This is a genomic window from Burkholderia sp. SRS-25 (assembly GCF_004343765.1).
GTDB classification, from domain to species: Bacteria; Pseudomonadota; Gammaproteobacteria; order Burkholderiales; family Burkholderiaceae; genus Burkholderia; species Burkholderia contaminans.
Genome location: NZ_PTXM01000001.1, coordinates 117,102 through 140,745 on the forward strand (window position 1 = coordinate 117,102; position 23,644 = coordinate 140,745).

Below are 23,644 nucleotides of genomic sequence, written 5' to 3' on the forward strand. Positions count from 1 at the left end.
CCGAACCCTGCCCTTACGACCGCCACGAGCCACCCATGCCCCTCGCCCCTTCCGTCCTCTCCGCGTTCACGCCGACCGGCAAGCTGCGCGCGTCGATCAACCTCGGCAACCGGATCCTCGCGAACCGCGACCCGGCGACGGGCGAACCGTTCGGCCTGTCGATCGATCTCGCGCGCGCGTTCGCCGAGCGCCTGTCGGCCGAGCTGGAACTGGTCGTGTTCGACACCGCCGGACAGTCGGTGCAGGCACTGACCGACGAGCGTGCCGATTTCGGCTTCTTCGCGGTCGATCCGCTACGCGGCGAAACGGTCGCCTTCACGGCGCCTTACGTGCTGATCGAGGGGTTCTATCTGGTGCGCGACGCTTCGCCGATCCGCACGAACGCGGACGTCGACCAGCCGGACAACCGCGTGACCGTCGGCAAGGGCAGCGCCTACGACCTGTTCCTCACGCGCGAACTGAAGGCCGCGCAGATCGTGCGCGCGCCCACGTCGCAAGCCGTCGTGCAGACCTTCCTCGAACAGCAACTGGAAGTGGCTGCGGGCGTGAAGCAGCAGCTCGAGGCGGACGCCGCTAAAACGCCCGGCCTGCGCCTGCTCGACGAGCGGTTCATGGTGATCCGGCAGGCCATGGGCGTACCGAAGAGTCGCGGCGAAGCGGCCGCAGCAGCACTGAATGCCTTCGTCGAGGAAATGAAGGCGTCGGGCTTCGTCGCGGATTCGCTGCGGCGGCATGGGATCTCTGGCGCATCCGTCGCGCCGCAAGCGTGACGGCATGGGGCGTAACGCAGCGATCCGGGACGGCTATCGCCCCGCTTCCCGCCGGCCGCTTGTGCTCGTCCGACTCGGCAGGGTGCGACCGGCCGGAACGAAGCGCCGGCGCTCAGTACGACTTGACCGCCACCGTGGCCGGCGACTCGCTCAACGGGACGAACTGGCGCGTCGTGCCGTCGAGTGCGTCGATGCGCCCCATCTCGATGTCGTAGACCCAACCGTGCAGATTCATTCGTCCTTGCTCGAGCGCGAGGGCAACCGACGGATGCGTGCGCAGGTTGGCGAGCTGTGCAATCACGTTCTCGCGCACCAGACCGTCGAGCTTGGCCCGAGGGGAGTCGAACTGATGCGCGGCGTTGATGACTTTCGCGGCATCGGAATGGCGCAACCAGTTCGCAACAGCCGGCATATGGTCGAGACACGTACACCGTGAGATCGCGCCCATCGCGCCGCAATCCGAGTGCCCGCAAATGACGATATCCCGCACGCCGAGCACGGCGACCGCATACTCGACCGTGGCCGACACGCCGCCCGGTTCCGGCCCGTACGACGGAACGATGTTGCCCGCGTTGCGAATCACGAACAATTCGCCCGGCTCACGTTGCGTCAGCAGTTCGGGCACCACGCGGCTGTCCGAGCACGTCACGAACAGCGCCTTGGGATTTTGGGCGGTCGCGAGCTGCTTGAACAGCTCGACACGTTGCGGATAGACCTCGCGCTGAAAGCGCAGAAAGCCGTCGATGATGTCGCGCACGGGACTCTCCTGATACGAATTCACGGCGGGCGGGCAACGCGATCGTACGCTGCCGTCCGCCAGGGCGGCCGACATTATCGCAGATCGGCGACGTCGTGATGAGGCTGGCGCGGACGTCGGCCAGCCGGGCTACCTCGACGCGCCCCCATACGCGCACGGCGCATTCGACCCGGCCCGCCCGGGACCGGCAAACCGGCACGATCCCGGGAGGTCCGTCGCACCGACGCACCACCCCAAGTCGGCAGCGGCGGCCTTGATTCGATTCCGGGTTTCGGTATATTTGCGAGACACACGAGGGGATGGCGCACTCGCAAAAACTGGGCGCCCTCAAACGACCAAAAAACCTATAACCGAGAATAACGATCATGTCCGGCACCTACGAGCCTACGCTCGTCGTACTTTCCTGCCTGCTTTCGATCCTCGCATCGTTCACGGCACTCAATATCTCCGACCGCCTGAATCTCATCGGAAATCGTTCGATCTGGCCCTGGATCGCTTTCGGCGGTTGCATCATGGGGCTCGGCATCTGGTCGATGCATTTCGTCGCCATGCTGGCATTTCATCTGCCGGTGGCCGTCGGATACGATATTCCCACCACCGTCGCTTCCTTGCTCATCGCGATTGCCGCTTCGACAGTCGGCTTCATCCCGCTCGCCCGCTTCGCGCTGCACTGGCCGCAACTCATTGTCAGCGCAATCGTCATGGGACTGGGCGTCGCCGGCATGCACTATCTCGGCATGCAGGCAATGAGCATCTGCTCCGGCATTCGATACCAGCCCTGGTTGGTCGTGCTGTCCGTCATCATCGCGATCCTGGCAAGCGGCGCCGCCTTGTTGCTGGCCTTCGACCTGCGCCGGCCGAGCACATTCGGCAGAACACGCCAGATCGGTTCGGCCATCGTCATGGGCGTGGCCGTGTGCGGGATGCATTACTGCGGCATGGCAGCGGCCAGTTTCGAACGAGGCAGCGACTCGACGGCGACCCTCGCCAATCTGCCCGCACCGTGGCTGGCCGGTATCGTCGTGACTTTCAGCCTGGTGATTTTCCTGGTCGCCGCCGTGATCATGCTGCTGGATGCCAGGATCAACACCCAGGCGCGAGAACGCGTTCAGGCGACATTGAGCACCCATCTCGATCGGCGGAATCCCACGCGCTGACAGGGCCCGCTCGACTTCATCCGGGCACGTCGAACCGGCCTTTCGCCTTTCGCCGCTCTCCCGGCCCGGCACACCAGGTGCACGAGCGCACGGCCGCTTCGGCGCGCCGCGCAGTACACCGCCCGCGCAGTTACAGACGCGCATCTGCATGCCGTTGAATCAAGCGCCACCGGCTTCGACATGTCGGTGCCCGCGTCGCGCAGCGCGGCGATGCGCCCCTTCACCTGGTCGGCAAGCGCGGCCCCGCGAGGTCACGCCGGGCCCGCTGCGGCGGTGGCTGCCCCCGGCCCGGCACGCCCGCCGGAGTCAGCCATGACCGCCCTGCGGGGCCGTTCACGCCAACAACGGGCTCGCCCTAGCCCAGCCAGCGCGCATCGGGCCAGTCGCCCTGGTCGAACGTAGCCTTCACGCAATCGAGCAGCACACCGACCACGCAACGCACCGGCGCCGTGGCCTGCCGGCTGCTGGGCGCCGCGAGCACGATCGTGCGCCGGACGCCCGGCGACGCGAGCGGCGCCGCGCTCAGGATGCCGCGCTCGACCTCCTGCGTCACGCCGACGGCCGGCAGGATCGTCCAGCCGTGGCCTTGCGCGACCAGTTCCTTTTGCACGCTCAGCGCATTGGTTTCGGCGAACACCTGCAACGTCACGCCCGCCTCGGCCGCCGCGTGCTCGATCGCCGCCCGCAGGCCCTGCGGCGCGGAAGGCAGGATGAACGGCTCGCGCGCGACCCGCTCGAGCGACACCGGCCGCTTGTGCGACAGCCCGGTCGACGGCGCCGCGACGGCCCACAGACTCTCGTCGATCAAGGCCTTGACGTGCAGCGCGGGCGTCCCCTTCTGCCCGTACAGCAGCGCCGCATCGACATCCCCCGCTTCGAGCCAGTCCTGCAGGTGGCCCGCGTAGCCGATCGTGAGCCGCAGGCGGATGTGCGGGTAGCGCCGCGCCACCTCGCCCGCCAGCCGCGTGGCCAGCAGGTCCGACGTGCTGGCCAGCAGCCCGATGCTCACGATGCCCGCCACCGGCCCCTCGGTCGGCTGGATCTCGGCCTTGGCCCGCGCTACCTCGTTGAGGATGCGGTGCGCGTATTCGAGCATCGTCTTGCCCGACGGCGTGAGCTGCATCCCGTGACGGCTACGGTCGAACAGCTCAGTCCCCATGTCCTCCTCGAGCAGGCGCAGCTGGCGCGACACGGCCGGCTGCACGAGATTCAACAGGCTCGACGCCCGGGTGACGTTGCCCGTTTCGGCCACGGTGACGAACGCACGCAATTGCTTGAGATCCATCGCGGATACCTCGATGCCAAAAACTGATTCGACGATCAGGAAATTCTATTGTTTAAGAAATCCATCAAAACTTATTATGGGCTCAACCCATGCCAATGACGAGACACGATTCATGAGCGCCTCCGTTTTCTCCGCCCCCGACCAGTACCAGGCAATCCGCGACGCGGTACGCGGCCTGTGCAATCAGTTTCCGGCCGACTACCACCGCAAGATCGACGAGGCGCGCGGCTATCCCGAAGCGTTCGTCACGGCCCTCACGCAGGCCGGCTGGCTGGCCGCGCTGATTCCGCAGGAATACGGCGGCCCGGGGCTGTCGATGGCCGAGGCGTCCGTGATCATGGAAGAGATCAACCGCTCCGGCGGCAATTCGGGTGCGTGCCACGGTCAGATGTACGTGATGAACACCATCGTGTTCAGCGGCACCGAAGCGCAGAAGCAGCGCTACCTGCCGCGCATCGCGGCGGGCGAGCTGCGCGTGCAGTCGATGGGCGTGACCGAGCCCACCACCGGCAGCGACACCACCAAGCTCAAGACCACGGCCGTGAAAAAGGACGGCCGCTGGGTCATCAACGGCCAGAAGGTGTGGATCTCGCGGGTTCAGCACAGCGACCTGCTGATCCTGCTCGCGCGCACGACGCCGCTCGACCAGGTGCAGAAGAAGAGCGACGGGCTGTCGTGCTTCATCGTCGAGCTGGACAAGGCGATCGGCAACGGCCTCACGGTGCGTCCCATCCTCAACATGGTCAACCACGAGACCAACGAGCTGTTCTTCGACAACCTGGAGCTGCCGGAAGACGCGCTGCTCGGCACCGAAGGCAAGGGGCTGAAGGTGATCTTCGACGGCCTGAACGCCGAGCGCACGCTGATCGCGGCCGAGTGCATCGGCGACGGCTACTGGTTTCTCGAGAAGGCGCGCGACTATGCGAGCGAGCGCAAGGTGTTCGGCCGGCCGATCGGGCAGAACCAGGGCATCCAGTTCCCGCTTGCCGAATCGTTCATCGAGCTGGAGGCCGCGAACCTGATGCGCTGGCGCGCGTGCGAGAAGATCGACGCGCGCCAGAACGCCGGAGTCGAGGCCAACATGGCCAAGTACCTGGCCGCGAAGGCCAGTTGGGAAGCGGCCAATGCGTGCCTGCAGACGCACGGCGGCTTCGGCTTCGCCTGCGAATACGACGTGGAGCGCAAGTTCCGCGAAACGCGCCTGTACCAGGTCGCGCCGATTTCCACCAACATGATCCTCGGGCATGTAGCCGAGCACGTGCTGCAGCTCCCCCGCTCCTACTGATTCCGGAAGGATTCCTCTCCATGAAGATGCTCGTACCCGATCGGCAAGACCGGCGAGATCGTCGCGCCGCAGCCGTCCATTACGGTCGGTATCTCGGCGGCGATCCAGCACTTGGCCGGCATGAAGGATTCAACGGTAGTCGTCGCGATCGACAAGGATTCCGAAGCACCCATCTTCAGCGCGGCCGACTACAGCCTCGAAGCCGACCTGTTCCGGCCGTTCCCGAACGGGTCAACGCACACTGACGGCAAGGGCAGCCGGCACCTGAAATACAGGCGCCGGCTGCCTGCCGGACACTTCCATCATCGAGTACGAAGCACCATGAATGTCGAGCCCTCTGAATCCTTCGACGCGTGGGTCGGCCGCTGCGAAGACCATACGGACCGGATTACCCGGGCACCCGTCCGTCTGCTGCGGGCGACGCTGGACTATGCGAACCCATCCGAACTCCCCGCGACGCTGCCGCCGCTGTGGCACTGGCTGTACTTCCTGCCGGGCGAACGTCAGTCGAACATCGGCGTCGATGGTCACCCGCAGCGCGGCGGCTTCCTGCCGCCCCTCACGCTGCCGCGCCGCATGTGGGCCGGCGGACGGCTGCAGTTCCTGCGCCCGCTGGCCGTCGATGCACCCGTGCACCGCCGCTCCACGATCCTGAGCGTGCAGAGTAAATCCGGCCGCAGCGGCCGGCTGGTGTTCGTCACCGTGCTGCACGAAACGAGCGACGCCGAAGGCGTGGCCATCCGCGAAGAACAGGACATCGTGTATCGCGATGCGCCGCCTCCCACCGCGGCCGGCGCACCGGCACCCCAGCCAGCACCGGCGCCGACCGACGAACAGTTTTCGCGCGTCGTCACGCCCGATCCGGTGCTGCTGATGCGCTTTTCCGCGCTCACCTTCAACGGCCACCGGATCCACTACGACCGGCCTTACGCGATGCAGGAAGAAGGCTATCCGGGCCTCGTGGTGCACGGCCCGCTGATCGCGATGCTGCTGCTGGAGGAACTGCGCCGCACGCACCCCGACAAGACCGTTCGCCGCTTCGAGTTCAAGGCTGTGAGCCCGTTGTTCGACACCGCGCCGTTCACGTTGAACGGCAAGCTCGAAGGACATGCCGCCCGCCTGTGGGCGCGCGGCCCGCAAGGGCAGCTGGCCATGCAGGCCAGCGCCGAACTGGAGTAACGATCCGACCATGCAAGCTCGCAAAGCTCAACCCGGCCCGCTGAGCGGGATGACCGTCGTCACGCTCGAACACGCGATTGCCGCGCCGTTCTGCACGCGCCAGCTCGCCGACCTCGGCGCCCGCGTCATCAAGGTGGAACGCCCCGGCGTGGGCGATTTCGCGCGGGCGTACGATCACCGCACCCGCGGCCTCGCGTCGCACTTCGTGTGGACCAACCGTTCGAAGGAAAGCCTCACGCTGGACCTGAAGCAACCGGCCGCGCAGGCGGTGCTGGGCGAACTCGTCGCCCAGGCCGACGTGCTGGTGCAGAACCTCGCGCCCGGCGCGGCCGCGCGCCTGGGCCTGTCGTTCGATGCGCTGCACGCGAAGCACCCGCGGCTGATCGTCTGCGACATCTCGGGCTATGGTGCCGACGGCCCGTACCGCGACAAGAAAGCCTACGACCTGTTGATCCAGAGCGAGGCGGCATTCCTGTCGGTCACGGGTACGGCCGACGAGCCCTGCAAGGCCGGCAACTCGATCGCCGACATCGCGGCGGGCATGTACGCGTACACGGGCATCCTCAGCGCGCTCCTGCAGCGCGGCGTCACGGGCATCGGCTCGCACGTGGAAATTTCGATGCTCGAAGCGCTGGCCGAGTGGATGGGCTTCCCGATGTACTACGCGTACGACGACCAGCAGCAGCCGGGCCGCAACGGCGCCGCGCACGCGACCATCTACCCGTACGGCCCGTTCAAGGCCGGCGACGGCCGCGTCGTGATGCTCGGCCTGCAGAACGAGCGCGAATGGAAAGCGTTCTGCGATGTCGTGCTGCGCGACCCGGCGCTCGCGACCGATCCGCGCTTCGACGCCAACGTGCACCGCTCCGAACACCGTGCGGAACTGAAGGCCGTGATCGAACAGGCATTCTCCTCGCTCACCGCGCAGGACGTGATCGCACGCCTCGACGCAGCGCAGATCGCGAACGCCGCCGTGAACCAGATCGGCGATCTCTGGACGCATCCGCAACTGCACGCACGCCAGCGCTTTCGCACGATCGACTCGCCGGCCGGCGAACTGCGGGCGCTGCTGCCGCCCGCGACGATCGACAGCTTCGACGTGCGCATGGATGCGGTGCCCGCGCTGGGCGAGCACAGCACGGCCATCCTGCGCGAACTCGGGCGCACCGACGCCGATATCGAACAACTGCGCGCCGCCGGCGTGATCTGAGCCATGTCCCAGCCCCTCGCCCCCGTCCATCACGCGCGCAGCCTGCTGTTCGTGCCGGCCACTCGCCCCGAGCGCTTTGCGAAGGCGCTCGATTCCGGCGCCGACTGCATCATCGTCGACCTCGAGGACGCGGTGAGCCCCGACAGCAAGGGCGACGCACGCGCGCAACTCGCGCAGCACCTGCCGTTGCTGACGGCCGAGCAGCGTGCGCGCACCGTCGTGCGCGTGAACGCGGCCGGCACGCCTTGGCATGACGCGGACATCGCGCTGCTGCGCGACTGGGTCGCGCAACGCGTAGTCGTGATGCTGCCGAAGTCCGAAGACGCGGGCGCGCTGCGCCACGTCGCGGAGCAGCTCGGCGAGCACGCGCAACTCGTGGCGCTGATCGAATCGCTGGCCGGGCTCGATGCGGCCGATGCGCTGGCGCGTGACCCGCAGGTCGTGCGTGTCGCGTTCGGGCATCTGGATTTCCAGCTCGACCTCGGCATGCGCGCGACGCCCGACGAGCCGGAGCTGGCCTTTGCGCGCAATGCGATCGTGGCTGCGTCGCGTCGTGCGCAGTTGCCCGCGCCGATCGACGGCGTGACCACGCGCACCGACGATACCGAGCGTCTGACGGCCGATTCCCGACGTGCGCGCGCGTTCGGTTTCGGCGGCAAGCTGTGCATCCACCCGGCCCAGGTCGCCGGCGTGAACGATGCGATGGGCTATTCGGAAGACGAGCAGGCGTGGGCGCGCCGCGTGATCGACGCAGCCGCGAAACACGGCGGCGCCGCGTTCAGCCTGGACGGCCGGATGGTCGATCTCCCGGTGATTCGTGCGGCCCAGGCGATCGTCGCCGGCACGCGGAAATAATCCGTTGCGACTACGCGGCAAGATCGGCGACTTCGACAGCCGGCCTCGCACGGCTCGCGCCGAACGCGCTGCCGGGAATCCCAGCTCGCCCTTGAACTGCGACACGACCGTCCCGACGAAGGCGGAGTGGCCGAGACGGTCGACAAGAGGCTCGCCCTCCGGTCAGACGCCTTCGACCATCACGGCCCGAAAGCGCCCGCCCTTCAAGCGATGCTGAACGATGGCCTGGTATGCCGGGCTGTCATACCACGCGCGCGCGGCGTCCGCGGACGGAAACTCGACGATCACCACCCCTTCCGGGCCGTCGCCCTCGAGCGTTTCCTGCGGGCCATACGCGGCCAGCACCTTCAACGGGTGGCCGGCGATCGTCGCGCCGACCTTGTCCTGGTAGCGATCGAGTTCCTGCTGATCCTGCGTGCTTTCATGCGTGAAGACGATGTAGGTCGCCAAGATTGCACTCCTGATGCGTTCGAGAATGATGGGACGATCCGAAGATCGTCCGCCGGACAACGACACTCATCCTAACCATCGGGCGCGCTTTCTCTTATCCCCCTGATTCCAACTCTCTATTCGAGCCGGATTAACAATGGACAATGGACGCACCCGATCGGTCGGGCGCGTGTCGCGGCTGCCGTGATCGTCGGCAACCTGCCATCTCGTTCGCACGCGATGTCCATCAGCCATTCCCGGTGCTCGCCGGGTTCGAGACCTGGCAGCTTGCGTTCGTGCCGTTCGGACTGCCGGCCCGTGACGGCGTGTGCACCTCCCGATCACGGCGGTGGCATAGGGCGTCGACCGCAGCCCCAAAAGAAAACACCCCTCGACGAGGGGTGCATGAGCCGGATCGCGGTGCGCCCCCAGCCGCTGGCAAGTCAGCTGGGGGAAATCACCGCCCGGCACCGGGGCCGTCGAGACGAAGCGTCGCGCTCACCCTACCCGCGCTTCTCCCTCGCGCTCGGCTTCCCCTTCGTCCGCCCCCGTTCGCGCGAGCACCGGCTTGAGCGCCTGCCCGGTGTGGCTTGCACTCACCTGGACGAGCGCTTCCGGCGGCGCCGCCGCGACGATCGTGCCGCCGCCCACGCCGCCTTCCGGCCCGAGATCGATGATCCAGTCGGCTTCGGCGATCACGTCGAGGTCATGCTCGATCACGACGACGCTGTGGCCCGCATCGACGAGCCGGTGCAGCACGCGAATCAGCTTCGCGACGTCGGCCATGTGCAGGCCGACCGTCGGTTCGTCGAGCACGTACAGCGTGTGCGGCGCCTTCTGGCCGCGCCGCGTGATGTCGTCGCGCACCTTCGTCAGCTCGGTGACGAGCTTGATGCGCTGCGCCTCGCCGCCCGACAGCGTCGGCGACGGCTGGCCGAGCGTCAGGTATCCGAGCCCGACATCCTTCATCAGCTGCAGCGGATGCGCGATGTTCGAGATCGGCGCAAAAAACTCCACCGCCTCGTCGATTTCCATCGTCAGCACGTCGCCGATGTTCCGGCCGCGCCACGTGACGGCGAGCGTCTCCGGGTTGAAGCGCTGCCCGTGGCACACGTCGCACGGCACCTTCACGTCGGGCAGGAAGCTCATCCCGATCGTACGCACGCCTTGCCCTTCGCATGCGGGGCAACGCCCGTCGCCGGTATTGAACGAGAAGCGCGATGCCGTGTAGCCGCGCGCCCGCGCTTCCAGCGTATCGGCGAACAGCTTGCGGATCGTGTCCCACACGCCGATATAGGTGGCCGGGCACGAGCGCGGCGTCTTGCCGATCGGCGTCTGGTCGACTTCCAGCACGCGGTCGATCTGCTCCCAGCCGCTCAGCGACTCGCAGCCCTGCCACGCATGCGTGACGTTCAGCGACGGCCGCGGCGCGCTGCGCGCGAGCACACTCGAACGGCGATTGGTGGCCGGCGCGTCCTGCTGCGCGGCCTTGCGCGCGCGGCGCGTGGCCGGCGACGACAGCACCGAGCGGCCAACCGCGTCGAGCAGGTTCGTCATCAGCACGTCGCGCGCGAGCGTCGACTTGCCCGAACCGCTCACGCCCGTCACCGCGACGAGCCGCGCGAGCGGAATGCCGACCGTGACGTCACGCAGGTTGTGCAGCCGCGCGCCATGCACGGTCAGCCAGGCCTCCGGCACCGCGGCGCCGCCTTTCTTGCCCGGCAGGCTCACGCTGCGGCGCGGCTGCAGCGGGTGCGTCATCGGTTGCGCAAGCAGGCGCCCCGTGACCGAATCGGATTGCGCGGCGAGATCCGCGACCGCGCCCTGCGCGACCAGCGTGCCGCCGCGCTTGCCGGCGCCCGGGCCGACGTCGATGATGTGATCGGCGCGACGGATCGTGTCCTCGTCATGCTCGACGACGACGAGCGTGTTGCCCTTGTCGCCGAGCTTGCGCAGCGCGTCCAGCAGGATCTGGTTGTCGCGCGGATGCAGGCCGATCGTCGGTTCGTCGAGCACGTAGCACACACCCTGCAGGTTGCTGCCGAGCTGCGCGGCGAGCCGGATGCGCTGTGCTTCGCCACCCGACAGGCTCGGCGCCGCACGATCGAGGCTCAGGTAACCGAGCCCGACTTCCTCGAGAAACGCGAGGCGGCTGCCGATCTCGCTGACGATGTCGCGTGCGATCTGCGCGTCCCGCCCCGTCAGCGCCAGCCCGTCGATCCAGCGCCGCGTGTCGGACACCGTCCATTGCGCGACCTCGACGATCGGATGCGCGTCGAACGTGACCGCCCGCGCGGACGGGTTCAGCCGCGTGCCGTTGCAATCCGGGCACGGCTCGTTGCCCACGCCTTCCGGTTCCTGCTCGTCGGACGGCAGCGTCTGCTCGCGACCACGATCATCCCCGGCGAGCACCGTGTCGTCGTACGCGGCGCGCTGTTCGCGCGTGAGCGTGACGCCGGTGCCGACGCAGGTCGTGCACCAGCCGTGCTTGCTGTTGTACGAGAACATCCGCGGGTCCAGCTCCGGATAGCTCGTGCCGCACACCGGGCACGCGCGCTTGACCGACAGCACCTTGACCGTGCCGACCCGTGCGGTCGAATGATCGTTCTGCATCGCATCGTGCAGCCCGTCGAGCGGCGCGAGCAGATGCATCACGCCCTTGCCGAGCTCGAGCGTCTCGTCGAGCACGCGGCGCAATTCTGCTTCGTTATCGGGCGACACGACGATATCGGCCACCGGCAGCTCGATCGTGTGCTCGCGGAAGCGGTCGAGCTTCGGCCACGGATCGACCGGCACGAACTCGCCGTCGACGCGCAGATGCGTGCTGCCGCGCGCCTTCGCCCATTTCGCGAGATCCGTATACACGCCCTTGCGATTGACGACGAGCGGCGCAAGCAGCCCGACGTGCTCGCCGCGATGATCGCGCAGCAACTGCGCGGCGATCGATTCGACGGATTGCGACGTGACGGGCGTGCCGTCGTGGATGCAATGCTGCAGGCCGAGCTTCACGTACAGCAGCCGCAGGAAGTGCCAGACCTCGGACGTGGTCGCGACCGTGCTCTTGCGCCCGCCGCGCGACAGCCGCTGCTCGATCGCGACGGTCGGCGGAATGCCGTACACCGCATCGACTTCGGGGCGGCCGGCCGGCTGCACGATCGAGCGCGCATACGCATTCAGCGATTCGAGGTAACGGCGCTGCCCTTCATGGAACAGGATGTCGAACGCGAGCGTCGACTTGCCGGAACCGGACACGCCGGTGATCACGTTGAACTTGCCGTGCGGGATGTCGACGTCGAGCGCCTTCAGGTTGTGCTCGCGCGCATTGACGATCCGCACGACGTCTTCGCCTTCGATCGCACGCCGCTCGCGCGCCGCGTTCAGCACGGCCTGCAGCGGCTTGCCTTCGTCGGCGAGCGCCAGCTCGGCATCCATCGCGCGGTCGTACTGCAGCAGCGCCACGCCGGTATGCGATTCTGCGCAGGCCTTCACGTCGTCGGGTGTGCCCGCACACAGCACGAGGCCGCCGCCGTCGCCGCCTTCCGGGCCGAGATCGATCAGCCAGTCGGCCGCGCGGATCACGTCGAGGTTGTGCTCGATCACGATCAGCGAATGGCCGGCCGCGAGCAGCTTGCCGAACGCCTGCATCAGCTTCGCGATGTCGTCGAAGTGCAGCCCGGTGGTCGGCTCGTCGAACATGAACAGCTTCGCCCGCGCGATGCGCGCTTCTTCCGTGACGACCCGGCGTCCGTTGACGGCTGCCGCCGATTCGGCGAGGAAGCCGGCCAGCTTCAGCCGCTGCGCTTCGCCGCCCGACAGCGTCGGCACCGGCTGGCCGAGCTTCACGTATTCGAGGCCGACGTCGACGATCGGCTGCAGCACGCGCAGCACCTCGGCGTCGGTCGCGAAGAACGCGGCCGCTTCGCTGACGGTGAGGTCGAGCACGTCGGCGATGCTCAGCGCGCGGCCGTTGCGCTCGATGCGCACTTCGAGAATCTCGGCGCGGTAGCGGCTGCCGTCGCAATCCGGGCAGCGCAGGTAGACGTCGCTCAGGAACTGCATCTCGATGTGCTCGAAGCCCGAGCCGCCGCAGGTCGGGCACCGGCCGTCGCCCGAGTTGAAGCTGAACGTGCCGGCGCCGTAGCCGCGTTGCAGCGCGAGCGGCGCCTTCGCGAACAGCTTGCGGATCTCGTCGAACGCGCCGACGTAGCTCGCCGGGTTCGACCGCGTGGTCTTGCCGATCGGCGACTGGTCGACGAACACGACGTCGCCGACCTGGTCGGCGCCCGTGAGGCCGCGATACGCGCCCGGCGACTCGGTCGCCTTGCCGTGATGGCGCGCCAGCGCCGGATACAACACGTCCTGCAGCAGCGTCGACTTGCCGGAACCCGACACGCCCGTCACGCAGACGAGCCGCTGCAGCGGGATCTCGACCGTCACGTCGCGCAGGTTGTGTTCGGTCGCGCCTTCGAGCACGATGCGCGGCGTGTTCGCGTCGACCACCCGGCGCGCCCAGTTCGACGCATGCGCGACATGCTTGCGGCCGCCGAGATACTCGCCCGTCAGCGTGTGCGCGGAGCGGATATCGCCCGGCGTGCCGTCGTAGACGATCGTGCCGCCGCGCTCGCCCGGGCCGGGGCCCATGTCGATCAGCCGGTCGGCCGCGAGCATCACCGACGGATCGTGTTCGACCACGACCAGCGTATTGCCCGCGTCGCGCAGCCGCTGCATCGCCTCGACGATCCGCGTGAGGTCGCGCGGATGCAGCCCGATGCTCGGTTCGTCGAGCACGAACAGGGTTTTCGTGAGCGACGTGCCGAGCGCCGTCGTCAGGTTGATCCGCTGCACCTCGCCGCCCGACAGCGTGCGGCTCTGCCGGTCGAGCGTCAGGTAGCCGAGCCCCACGTCGCACAGATATTTCAGGCGCGTGCGCACCTCGGCGAGCAGCAGCTTCAGCGCATCGTCGAGCAGCGCGCTCGGCAGCGTGATGTCATCGAAGAAGCGACGAATGCGCTCGATCGGCAGCAGCATCAGGTCGTGCACGGTCAGGCCCGGCAGCGCTTCGAGCTGCGCGCGGCTCCAGTCGACGCCGCGCGGCATGAAGCGGCCGGCCGGCGCGAGCACGGCGTCGGCGTTCTCTTTCGAGCCGAGCCGCCATTGCAGCGATTCCGTCTTCAGGCGCGCGCCGCCGCACACGTCGCACGGCGTGTAGCTGCGGTATTTCGACAGCAGCACGCGGATATGCATCTTGTACGCTTTCGACTCGAGATAGCCGAAGAAGCGTTTCACGCCGTACCACTGGCTCTGCCACTTGCCGTTCCAGTCCGGCGACCCGTTGACGACCCAGTCGCGCTCGGCGTCCGACAGCTCGGACCAAGGCGTGTCGCGCGGGATGCCGGCTTTCGCCGCGTAGCGCATTAGGTCGTCCTGGCACTCCTTCCAGGCGGGGGTCTGCATCGGCTTGATCGCGCCGCCGCGCAGCGTCTTGCGCGCGTCGGGGATCACGAGGCCGAGATCGACGCCGATCACGCGGCCGAAGCCGCGGCAGGTTTCGCATGCGCCGTATGCCGAATTGAACGAGAACAGCGCCGCCTGCGGCTCCGCGTAGCGCAGGTCGCTGTCGGGATCGTGGAGCCCGGTGGAGAACCGCCACACCTGCGGTTCGGCAACCGCGTTCTCGGCATCGGCCGGCAGCACGTAGACGTTCACGCGGCCGCCGCCGCGCTTCAGCGACGCCTCGATCGCCTCGACCACGCGCACCTTGTCGGCGCCCTGCACGCGGAAGCGGTCGGCCACCACGTCGAGCACCTTGCGCGGCCCGGTGGGTGAAGCGACCTCGCGCTGCGCCTGCACGCGCGTATAGCCGCTCGCCGACAGCCACTGCGCGATTTCTTCATCGGACACCGCTTCCGGCAGCTCGACCGGGAACGTGACGACGACACGCGGATCGTCCGCCTGCGTGCGCGCAACGAGCTCCGCGTAGATCGTCTCCGGCGTGTCGTGCCGCACCTGCCGCGCGGTCTTGCGGTCGAACAGTTCGGCCGCGCGCGCGTACAGCAGCTTCAGGTGATCGTTCAGCTCGGTCATCGTGCCGACGGTCGAGCGCGAGCTGCGGACCGGGTTGGTCTGATCGATCGCGATTGCCGGCGGCACGCCGTCGACACGCTCGACCTGCGGACGATCCATCCGGTCGAGAAACTGCCGCGCGTAAGCGCTGAAGGTTTCGACGTAGCGCCGCTGGCCTTCCGCGTACAGCGTGTCGAATACGAGGCTGGACTTACCTGAGCCCGACGGGCCGGTAACGACCGTCATCTCGCCGGTACGCAGGTCGAGATCGAGATTCTTGAGGTTGTGCTGACGTGCTCCGCGAATGCGGATCAGATTGCTGGATGACAATTTGCCTGCCCGTCTGAATGAGTTAGCCAGAGTTCACGGTGCCGGAACGCTGCGGCGGATGCCCGCAGGCGCGGCGCACGGGCCGCAAGGTTGTACCCGTGCGACTCGATTTCGACGGACACTATACTGTATATTCATACAGTTTTCCATGACGACCCTTGGGGCGTCATGGGCAGGCGGGTAACGCAGGGGGAGACGCCTGCCGGAACGGTTGGCGCCGGCCACGATACGCCACGCTGCTCCCTTCCCCACATCTCGCTCGCGCGACAGAGATGGCCGAACAGACGCCCCGTTGCAGGCTGGTTCGCTGCGGTTATTGGGCGCGCACTGCAAACCATTCGAATCACCCCGTCGCCGGCTGACGACTGGTGCAGCCTCCCTGCCTGTAGCGCTCGAAAAGCATACTTGTAGATGTTGCAACTCATTAGTAGCATTCTCTACATGAGTACTTTATCGATCTGGTCACTCCTTGTACTGACCCTTCCAACAGAAAACGCGACGGCCCGCATGCGGTTCTGGCGCGCGCTCAAATCGAAGGGCTGCGCGGTGCTGCGCGACGGCATCTACCTGCTGCCGTACACCGCAGAGCATGAAGCGACCCTGCGCGAACTCGCGGACGCCATCGCCGACAGCGGGGGCACGGCCTACCTGCTGCGCGCGCCCAGTCTCGACGCGTCGCAGGAGCAGGACTTCCGCGCGCTGTTCGACCGCGACGACGACTACGCAACCTTCACGCGCACGCTCGTCGACGCGCGCAAGACACTTGCCGCGCAGTCCCCCACGGAACTCACCCGCCTGCTGCGTCGCCTGCGCAAGGATTTCGACGCCATCCGGGCGATCGACTATTTCCCGGGCGATTCGGCCACCCGTGCCGAAGTCGCGCTGCAGGATTTCGTCGCGCTGGTCGACACCGTGCTGTCGCCGGGCGAGCCGCACGCCGCGGACCGCGCCATTCGCCCGCTGGCGATTGGCGAGTACCAGGGTCGCACGTGGGCGACGCGGCAGCGGATGTGGGTCGATCGCGTCGCCAGTGCGTGGCTGATCCGCCGCTTCATCGACGCGCAAGCCAGCTTCATCTGGCTTGCGTCGCCGACGGATTGCCCGGCCGACGCGCTCGGCTTCGATTTCGACGGTGCGACGTTCACGCACGTCGGCGAGCGCGTGACCTTCGAGGTATTGCTGGCCAGCTTCGGACTCCACAAGGACCCTGCGCTGATGCGGCTCGGCGAGATCGTGCACGCGCTCGACGTAGGCGGCCCCGCCGCGCCTGAAGCGGTGGGCTTCGAGGCCGTGATGGCCGGCACGCGCCAGCGCACGGAAAACGACGATCAGTTGCTCGAGCAGATGGGCGCCGTACTCGATTCCCTCTACGCACACTTCACGTCGAACGGCAAAAGCCAAACCGCGGCCAGATCATGACCACTGCCCTCGCCACCCCCGAACCGACCTACTCGCTGGGCGAGCTGGTCGCCTACATGCTGCGCCTCGGCACCTTGGGTTTCGGCGGGCCGGTCGCGCTCGCGGGCTACATGCGTAGCGACCTGGTCGAGCGTCGCGGCTGGATCACCGAGGCCGACTACAAGGAAGGGCTCACGCTGGCCCAGCTCGCCCCGGGGCCGATGGCGGCCCAGTTGGCGATCTATCTCGGCTTCGTCCACTACCGCCTCCTCGGCGCGACGCTGGTCGGTTTCGCGTTCGTGCTGCCGTCGTTCCTGATGGTGGTCGCGCTCGGGTTCGCGTACGCGCATTTCGGCGGGCTGCCGTGGATGCAGGCCGTCTTCTACGGCGTCGGCGCCGCGGTGGTCGGCATCATCGCGATGAGCGCCTACAAGCTCACGACCAAGACCGTCGGCAACGACAAGCTCCTTTGGGCGATCTTCCTGACCCTGGCCGCGGTGACCTTCATCACGGAATCGGAAATCGCGTGGCTGTTCGTCGCGGCCGGCCTGATCGGCTGGCTGTGGCGCGCTCCACCCAAGTGGCTGCACAAGGGCGGCCTGAATGCCGTTGCCGCCACCAATCTTCCCGCAGCCAGCGGATGGCTGAGCGGCATCGACTTACCGCAGCTCGTTCAGATCGGTGCGTTCTTCATGAAAGCAGGTGCGTTCGTGTTCGGCTCCGGGCTTGCGATCGTGCCGTTCCTCTATGGCGGCGTCGTCACCGAACATCATTGGCTGAACGACAAGCAGTTCGTGGATGCCGTCGCGGTCGCGATGATCACGCCCGGCCCGGTCGTGATCACCGTCGGCTTCATCGGGTATCTGGTCGCGGGATTCCCGGGCGCACTCGTCGCTTCGCTCGGCACGTTCCTGCCTTGTTATCTGTTCACGGTCATCCCCGCGCCTTACGTGAAGAAATACGGACACCGACCGGGCGTCAAGGCGTTCGTGAACGGTATCACCGCCGCAGCCGTCGGCGCGATCACGGGCTCCGTCCTCGTGATCGCGAAGCGATCGATCGTCGACGTCCCGACCGCACTGCTCGCCGTCGCCACCGTGCTGCTGCTGTGGCGTTTCAAGAAACTCCAAGAACCGGTGATCGTGACGGCAGCCGCCGTGATCGGGCTCGTGGCGTTCCCGCTGCTCCATCATTGACTTGCGTCGCCGGGAGGCGAACGTGATGGGTCAGATTACCGAAACGCTGCGGCGGATGCCCGCTGGCCCGGCGCACGTGCTGCCCGGGTAAGGCCCGCGCCGCTCGAGTTAGACGGATGCCGCTCTGTCCATCCAAAGCGAATCCCGTTGAAGGCTCCGGCCCCAAGGATGGCTCCAGCGTAACGACGTCCGTGCCGCCCATTGGCCCGAAACCGCCGTTTCGCGTATCGATACGCCACGCGGGCAAGTAAAAAATTCCCGGAAAAGCCCACGCGCCGCCCCTTTTTACCGGGCGTGCAATTCATACGACAAATTCACAAAATGTCACATTCTCGTTCATTATCGATGATTTATATTCCTTAACCGTTTGTTCCATACGCAGCAAAAAGCAAACGTTTGCCTGCTCGCAATGAGAAGGCTGATCAAGATATTCGGGGGCACGAATGCGCATATTGGTTGTGGAGGACGATCCCGTTCAGGCGGAGGAAGTGCAAAGCGCACTTGCTCCGTTTTGTCACACGATCAAGGTCGTTGTCGATGGAGAGCAGGCGCTGCGTTACCTGCGGTCCGAATCCGTCGACGCCGTCGTGCTCGACTGGCATTTGCCCAGCCTGACGGGAATCGAGGTCCTGAACTGGATCCGTACGCGTGCCGATGTCGAATACGGCGTGCTGTTTCTCACCAGCCGCGTCGAGGAGCTCGATGTCGTCAGGGCGCTGGAGGCCGGCGCCGACGACTATCTGAGCAAGCCGTTCCGTGCCGAAGAACTCGCCGCACGGGTCAACGCGCTACTGCGCCGGGTTGCGCGGAACGTGAAGCGCGACGCGCCGATTCGGGCAGGCGAGTACGTGCTGGATCCGGTGGAACGAGCCGTCCGGCTTCGCGACACCCGGATCGAATTGACGACCAAGGAATTTCAGCTCGTGGCGTGCCTGTTTCACAATCTCGGCAAGATCATGTCCCGCGAGTTGCTGGCGACGACAGCATGGGGGCGGGAGCTGGGAACGGAGTCGCGTTCGCTCGATACCCACATCTACAGGATTCGGCAAAAACTGAAGCTCGGGATCGAGAACGGCTTGCGGCTATCCGCCATTTATACGCTCGGCTATCGACTGGATCAGACCAAGCCTGCCACCGAAGCTCCGACCGACGTTCGTCGCGACGCGGGCATGCTGATGGAAAGCCGCGTGTGAATGTCGTTGCATGTGGTTAGCCGTGCCTCCGGCAGGCGGCGTGGCTCCCGGCATGCTCCGACAACATGCGCCGGCGCTGGGTTGTTACGCAACCGAGCGGGGGTTCGCGACATTGGCAATCTCCCGCGGGCGCCGCAACGGCATTGCCAATGCTGATCTTGCATTCACGCACCCTGACGAATGGCATCCGCACGGCGCCTCATATCCGCTGAGCGACCCCGGATTCCCTTGTGCCGCACGACCACACAAGCACCTCCCCGAAGTCGCTTCGAATTCCTATTCATTTCAGAACGTCGCCTGACAAGCGGATCTCCGATGCCTACCGGCGTTCTTACACCGATGCGTGTCTGCTACAAGCCTGCCCGAACCGTCTACGTACACCGCCATGCAATCCCCTGCAATGAGGCAGCATCGCCACACGTTAACAATCATTCAAGGCGTGACAAATGTTTGCTTTTTGATTCGAAGGTCCTCTCCTAATATCTAGCATCACAAGGATCTTGAAAAGAATGACATTTACATCGCTTATCCGATCGTCGCGCCGATAGCCGTAAATCGACGATCACCAAGTCATAAATATTTCACCTTGAATCGTCCGGACGAAGCAATTCAAAAAATCTGGTTTTCTCATTGAAAAGTCAATATCGCGCATTGAATGCGTAGATGGCTCGATTGCCCTATTACAGTAACGGCGGCCTGCCGCCGAGCAAGATTTTTTCATGCCGAGATACAGAAATGGAAAACCTCATTACGGGATCCGCGGTCGCCGCGCACGCGTGTCGTCGTCACGCGATCGACTTGCCCGGCCCGACGACACGCCGGATCTGCCCAGCCCCGCTCCGACTCCATGCCCGGCACGACACATTTTCGTGGTCGCGCACGCTCACTGCATTCCTCGATAGATCTCGATCAGACGCGTAAAGCACTTATTTTATTTTCACCACACATTTAGTATCACTACCCAATCTGACCTGATAGAGATTTATTCTTTTATAGGGGCTATCACAATGAACAGAGTGCACAAGGTCATCTGGAGCAAGGCGCGCGGGGCACTCGTCGCCGTGTCGGAAATCGATATGGCCGGCGGGAAAGGAGAACCCGGTTCGTCGTCGGGCACGGTCGACGCCCGCGGCACACCCCGTCGCCATGAACATCGCATCACAAAATGCGCGGCCGCGATCATGCCGCTCATGCTCGGCGCGCTCGTCATGCCGGAACAGGCGATCGCCCAGTATCAGGCGGGGCCCGGCTCGAGCGCCACCGGTACTGCCGCAACAGCGGTCGGCACCAACACCGTCGCGTCCGGCACCGGCACCAGCGCTTTCGGGCAAGCCGCCACGGCATCCAACAGCAGTTCGACGGCCATCGGCGGCAACAGCACGGCCAGCGGAGTTGGCGCGACCGCGATCGGGCATCAGGCACTGGCGACCGGCACCAACGCTTCCTCGCTCGGCGCGTCCGCCGCAGCGACCGCCGAGAACGCGAGTGCACTCGGCGATTTCTCGACGGCATCCGGAATCGGCAGCACGGCGTTGGGTGCAGGTGCACGGGCGAGCGCCGACAACGCGCTGTCCGGTGGATTGAATGCAGCCGCGTCGGGCACGTCGTCGATTTCCCTCGGCAACGCGTCGGTTGCGTCCAATAATTCCGCAACGACGCTCGGCGCCGGCGGTACCGCATCGGGCGACCACTCGACCGCACTCGGGACGCTGGCGACCGCGGCAGGCGGCTACTCGATCGCCGCGGGCTTCAAATCGATCACCACCAACGCCGCAGATGCCGGCCTCGCACTGGGTTCCGGCGCCTCGGTCAGCGGCGCCTCGGGCGTCGCGATCGGCGTCAACAGCGGCGCGTCGGGCGTCAACGCGGTCGCGCTCGGCCCGGGCGGCACGGCGGGCGTCCCCGGTTCCGGCACGCAGGCGACGGGTGCCCAGGCGGTATCCATCGGCTACAACGCGCTCGCCAGCAATACCTATGCACAGGCATTCGGCAGCCAGGCGACGGCGAGCGGCACGAGCTCGATCGCGATCGGCAACACGGCCACGGCGTCCACGCTGTTCGGTATTGCCCTAGGCAACCTGGCGACCGCTTCCGGCATTTCCGGCGTTGCGCTGGGCGCCGGCGCTAACGCAGGCGGCGACAACTCGGTGGCCCTTGGCATCAATGCCAGGGTATCGGCTTACGGCGGTGTCGCCGTCGGCACCGGCTCGCAAGCGCTGGCAGGCTCGACCGTCGCATTCGGCGACACCAGCACGGTGGCCGCGGCCGCCGGCACGGGTTCCATCGCCGGCGGTCACAACTCGCAGGTGACCGGCGGCACGGGTGCGGTCGCACTCGGCGAAGGCCAGACCGCGAACGGCAACGGCGCGGTGGCGATCGGCGATCCGAACACGGCTATCGGCAACGGCGCGGTGGCCATGGGCGCCACCAACACCGCCAACGGCAATGGCGCGATCGCGCTGGGCAATACGAACATCGCGACCGGGCAGGGTTCGGTCGCGCTCGGCAACGCGTCGCAGGCCAATGTCGCGGGCGCGATTGCCATCGGCGATTCGGCCAACGTCCAGGCCACCGCAACCGGCGGCATCGCGCTCGGCTCGGGTGCGACCGCGAGCGTGGCCAACAGCGTCGCGCTCGGTGCGAATTCGGCGACCGTCGCGGCCACGCCGACCTCCAGCGCGGTCATCGGCGGCGTGACCTACAACTTCGCGGGCGCGGCACCGTCTGGTGTCGTGAGCGTCGGCGCGCCGGGCGCGGAACGCCAGATCCAGAACGTCGCGGCCGGCCAGTTGAGCGGCACCAGCACCGACGCGGTCAACGGTTCGCAGCTCTACGCGACGAACCAGCAGGTCACGTCCAACACGACCGCGATATCGAACATCAACAATGGCGCCGGGATCAAGTACTTCCACGCGAACTCGACGCTGGCCGACAGTCAGGCGACCGGGACGGACAGCATTGCCATCGGCCCTCAGGCAGTCGCGAGTGCAGCCAGCAGCCTCGCGGCCGGCACCGGCTCGCAGTCGAGCGCGGCGAACGGCGTGGCGCTCGGCGCGCAGACGGCAGTTTCGATCGCCGGTGGTGTCGCGATCGGCTCGGGCGCCGTATCGGATCGCACGATCGCGGCAGGCAGCGGCACGATTCCGGCCGGCAGCCACACCGTCCCGTTCAATACGTCCGACGCGACCCTGCTGGGCGCCGTGTCGTTCGGCAGCGCGTCCGGCAACACCTACCGGCAACTGATCAACGTGGCCGACGGGACCGACGCGCACGATGCGGTCACGGTCCGGCAGTTGACCGGCGCACTGCAATCGTTCGCCGTCACGCCGACGATGTACTTCCATGCCAACTCGACCGCGGCCGATTCGCTCGCGGTGGGCGCCGAATCGATCGCGGTGGGGCCGACCACCGTCGTCAACGGCGACAACGGCGTCGGCATCGGCAACGGTGCGATCGTGCAGCAAACGGCGCCCGGCGGCGTGGCCATCGGCCAGGCCTCGAACTCCGGGCAGGCCGATGCCATCGCGCTGGGCAGCGGCGCAAACGCGACCGGGCCGCAATCGATCGCACAAGGCGCCAACGCCGTTGCCAGTACGTCGGGCGGTATTGCGATCGGCTCCGGCGCGAACAGCAGTGCGGCGGACGCCATCGCATTGGGCTCGGGCGCCACCGCGAACGTCGCCAACAGCATCGCGCTCGGCGCCGGATCGGTCACGACGGTCGGCGCGCAGTCCAACTACATCGCATACGGTTTGAGCAGCCCGCAGTCGTCGGCCGGCGAAATCAACATCGGTAACCGCAAGATCACCGGCCTCGCGGCCGGGTCGGCCGGCACCGATGCAGTCAACGTCAGCCAGCTCGAAGCCGTCAACCAGAACCTGACGACGCTGATCCAGAACATCAGCAATACCAACGGCGGCGGCGGCTTCCCGTCGACACCGGGCTCGTCGACACCGCCCGCATCGACGGGTTCGAACTCGTCGGCCGGCGGCAACGGAGCGGTCGCGTCCGGCTCGAACAGCACGGCAGTCGGCAACGGCTCGACCGCATCGGGCAGCGGCTCGACGACGATCGGCGCGGGTTCGACGTCGTCCGGCAACGGCTCCGTGGCCATCGGATCGGGGAGCGACGACGGCGGCCGCAACAACGTCGTATCGATCGGCACGGCGACTTCGACGCGGCAACTCACGAACGTCGCGGCCGGCACCGCCCCCACCGACGGCGTCAACGTCCAGCAACTGAATGCCGCGGTCGGCAACGCGAACGCGTACACCGACGCGAAGATCCAGGCGCTGCGACGCGACGCCGACGGCGGCACCGCCAGTGCGATGGCCGTCGCGGGCCTGCCGCAGCCGTCCGGACCCGGCAAGAGCATGGTCGCGATCGCCGGCAGCGTCTATCGCAGCCAGTCGGGGCAGGCGATCGGCATCTCGACGATCTCCGAAAACAATCACTGGATCTATAAGGCCGCCATCACGACCAACACGCGCAACGACTACGGCGCCGTGATCGGCGCGGGTTACCAGTGGTGACGGCG

The 23,644-nt window shown here is 66.8% G+C and carries 14 protein-coding genes and 1 pseudogene; 10 read left to right on the forward strand and 5 right to left on the reverse strand.

Going from position 1 to position 23,644, the window contains the following annotated elements; translation table 11 throughout:
* Positions 1-35: 35 nt before the first annotated feature.
* Positions 36-770 (forward strand): ABC transporter substrate-binding protein, encoded by a 735-nt coding sequence (locus C5O79_RS00580; RefSeq protein ID WP_122478984.1) that lies wholly within the window; start codon positions 36-38, stop codon positions 768-770.
* A gap of 112 nt (positions 771-882) precedes the next feature.
* Here the strand turns inward: C5O79_RS00580 and C5O79_RS00585 are convergent, their stop codons facing one another.
* Positions 883-1,527: a carbonic anhydrase gene (locus tag C5O79_RS00585; protein WP_046547019.1), complete on the reverse strand. Its 645-nt coding sequence runs from the start codon at positions 1,525-1,527 to the stop codon at positions 883-885.
* Positions 1,528-1,892: 365 nt separating this feature from the next.
* Between C5O79_RS00585 and C5O79_RS00590 the strand changes: the two genes are divergently transcribed.
* The gene (locus tag C5O79_RS00590) at positions 1,893-2,684 is read left to right on the forward strand and encodes an MHYT domain-containing protein (protein ID WP_122478006.1); all 792 of its coding nucleotides are present in this window, start codon (positions 1,893-1,895) and stop codon (positions 2,682-2,684) included.
* Between the two features lie 158 nt (positions 2,685-2,842).
* Here C5O79_RS00590 and C5O79_RS00595 read toward each other — a convergent pair.
* Positions 2,843-2,923 (reverse strand): annotated as a pseudogene (locus C5O79_RS00595) (potassium-transporting ATPase subunit C); the annotation flags it as partial.
* A 116-nt stretch (positions 2,924-3,039) separates the two neighbouring features.
* The gene (locus C5O79_RS00600) at positions 3,040-3,969 is read right to left on the reverse strand and encodes a LysR substrate-binding domain-containing protein (protein WP_122478008.1); all 930 of its coding nucleotides are present in this window, start codon (positions 3,967-3,969) and stop codon (positions 3,040-3,042) included.
* A 112-nt stretch (positions 3,970-4,081) separates the two neighbouring features.
* On the opposite strand from C5O79_RS00600, the gene C5O79_RS00605 reads away from it, so the two are divergent.
* From C5O79_RS00605 to C5O79_RS00620, 4 genes are all read left to right on the forward strand, one after another.
* Positions 4,082-5,254 (forward strand): acyl-CoA dehydrogenase family protein, encoded by a 1,173-nt coding sequence (locus tag C5O79_RS00605; protein ID WP_047853245.1) that lies wholly within the window; start codon positions 4,082-4,084, stop codon positions 5,252-5,254.
* A 321-nt stretch (positions 5,255-5,575) separates the two neighbouring features.
* A complete protein-coding gene (locus tag C5O79_RS00610) occupies positions 5,576-6,433 on the forward strand; it encodes a MaoC family dehydratase N-terminal domain-containing protein (RefSeq protein ID WP_163009092.1) in 858 nt (285 codons plus the stop codon).
* Between the two features lie 10 nt (positions 6,434-6,443).
* Positions 6,444-7,643 (forward strand): CaiB/BaiF CoA-transferase family protein, encoded by a 1,200-nt coding sequence (locus tag C5O79_RS00615; RefSeq protein WP_131931043.1) that lies wholly within the window; start codon positions 6,444-6,446, stop codon positions 7,641-7,643.
* Between the two features lie 3 nt (positions 7,644-7,646).
* The gene (locus C5O79_RS00620) at positions 7,647-8,498 is read left to right on the forward strand and encodes a CoA ester lyase (RefSeq protein WP_122478014.1); all 852 of its coding nucleotides are present in this window, start codon (positions 7,647-7,649) and stop codon (positions 8,496-8,498) included.
* Positions 8,499-8,660: 162 nt separating this feature from the next.
* Here the strand turns inward: C5O79_RS00620 and C5O79_RS00625 are convergent, their stop codons facing one another.
* Together C5O79_RS00625 and uvrA are read right to left on the reverse strand one after the other, a co-directional pair.
* Entirely contained in the window at positions 8,661-8,948 is a 288-nt protein-coding gene (locus C5O79_RS00625; RefSeq protein ID WP_122478016.1) for a DUF1330 domain-containing protein, read from the reverse strand.
* 477 nt (positions 8,949-9,425) lie between these two features.
* Complete coding sequence (gene uvrA, locus C5O79_RS00635; protein ID WP_047853243.1) at positions 9,426-15,320, reverse strand: excinuclease ABC subunit UvrA; 5,895 nt, start codon at positions 15,318-15,320, stop codon at positions 9,426-9,428.
* Positions 15,321-15,761: 441 nt separating this feature from the next.
* Here uvrA and C5O79_RS00640 point away from each other — a divergent pair, with 441 nt between their 5' ends.
* The 4 genes from C5O79_RS00640 to C5O79_RS00655 all read left to right on the forward strand — a co-directional run bounded on the left by C5O79_RS00640 (position 15,762) and on the right by C5O79_RS00655 (position 23,639).
* Positions 15,762-16,739 carry a chromate resistance protein ChrB domain-containing protein gene (locus C5O79_RS00640; RefSeq protein WP_047853242.1) on the forward strand — a complete coding sequence of 326 codons (978 nt, stop codon included), beginning with the start codon at positions 15,762-15,764 and terminating at the stop codon, positions 16,737-16,739.
* Positions 16,736-17,914, forward strand: coding sequence for a chromate transporter (locus C5O79_RS00645; protein ID WP_122478023.1), 1,179 nt, complete (start codon positions 16,736-16,738; stop codon positions 17,912-17,914). The genes C5O79_RS00640 and C5O79_RS00645 overlap by 4 nt, the downstream gene beginning before the upstream one ends.
* Positions 17,915-18,372: 458 nt before the next feature.
* On the forward strand, positions 18,373-19,107 hold the full coding sequence (locus tag C5O79_RS00650) for a response regulator transcription factor (protein WP_236862421.1): 735 nt from the start codon (positions 18,373-18,375) through the stop codon (positions 19,105-19,107).
* Positions 19,108-20,114: 1,007 nt separating this feature from the next.
* Positions 20,115-23,639, forward strand: a complete 3,525-nt coding sequence (locus tag C5O79_RS00655) for a YadA-like family protein (protein ID WP_122478026.1) — start codon at positions 20,115-20,117, stop codon at positions 23,637-23,639.
* The last annotated feature ends 5 nt before the right edge of the window (positions 23,640-23,644 follow it).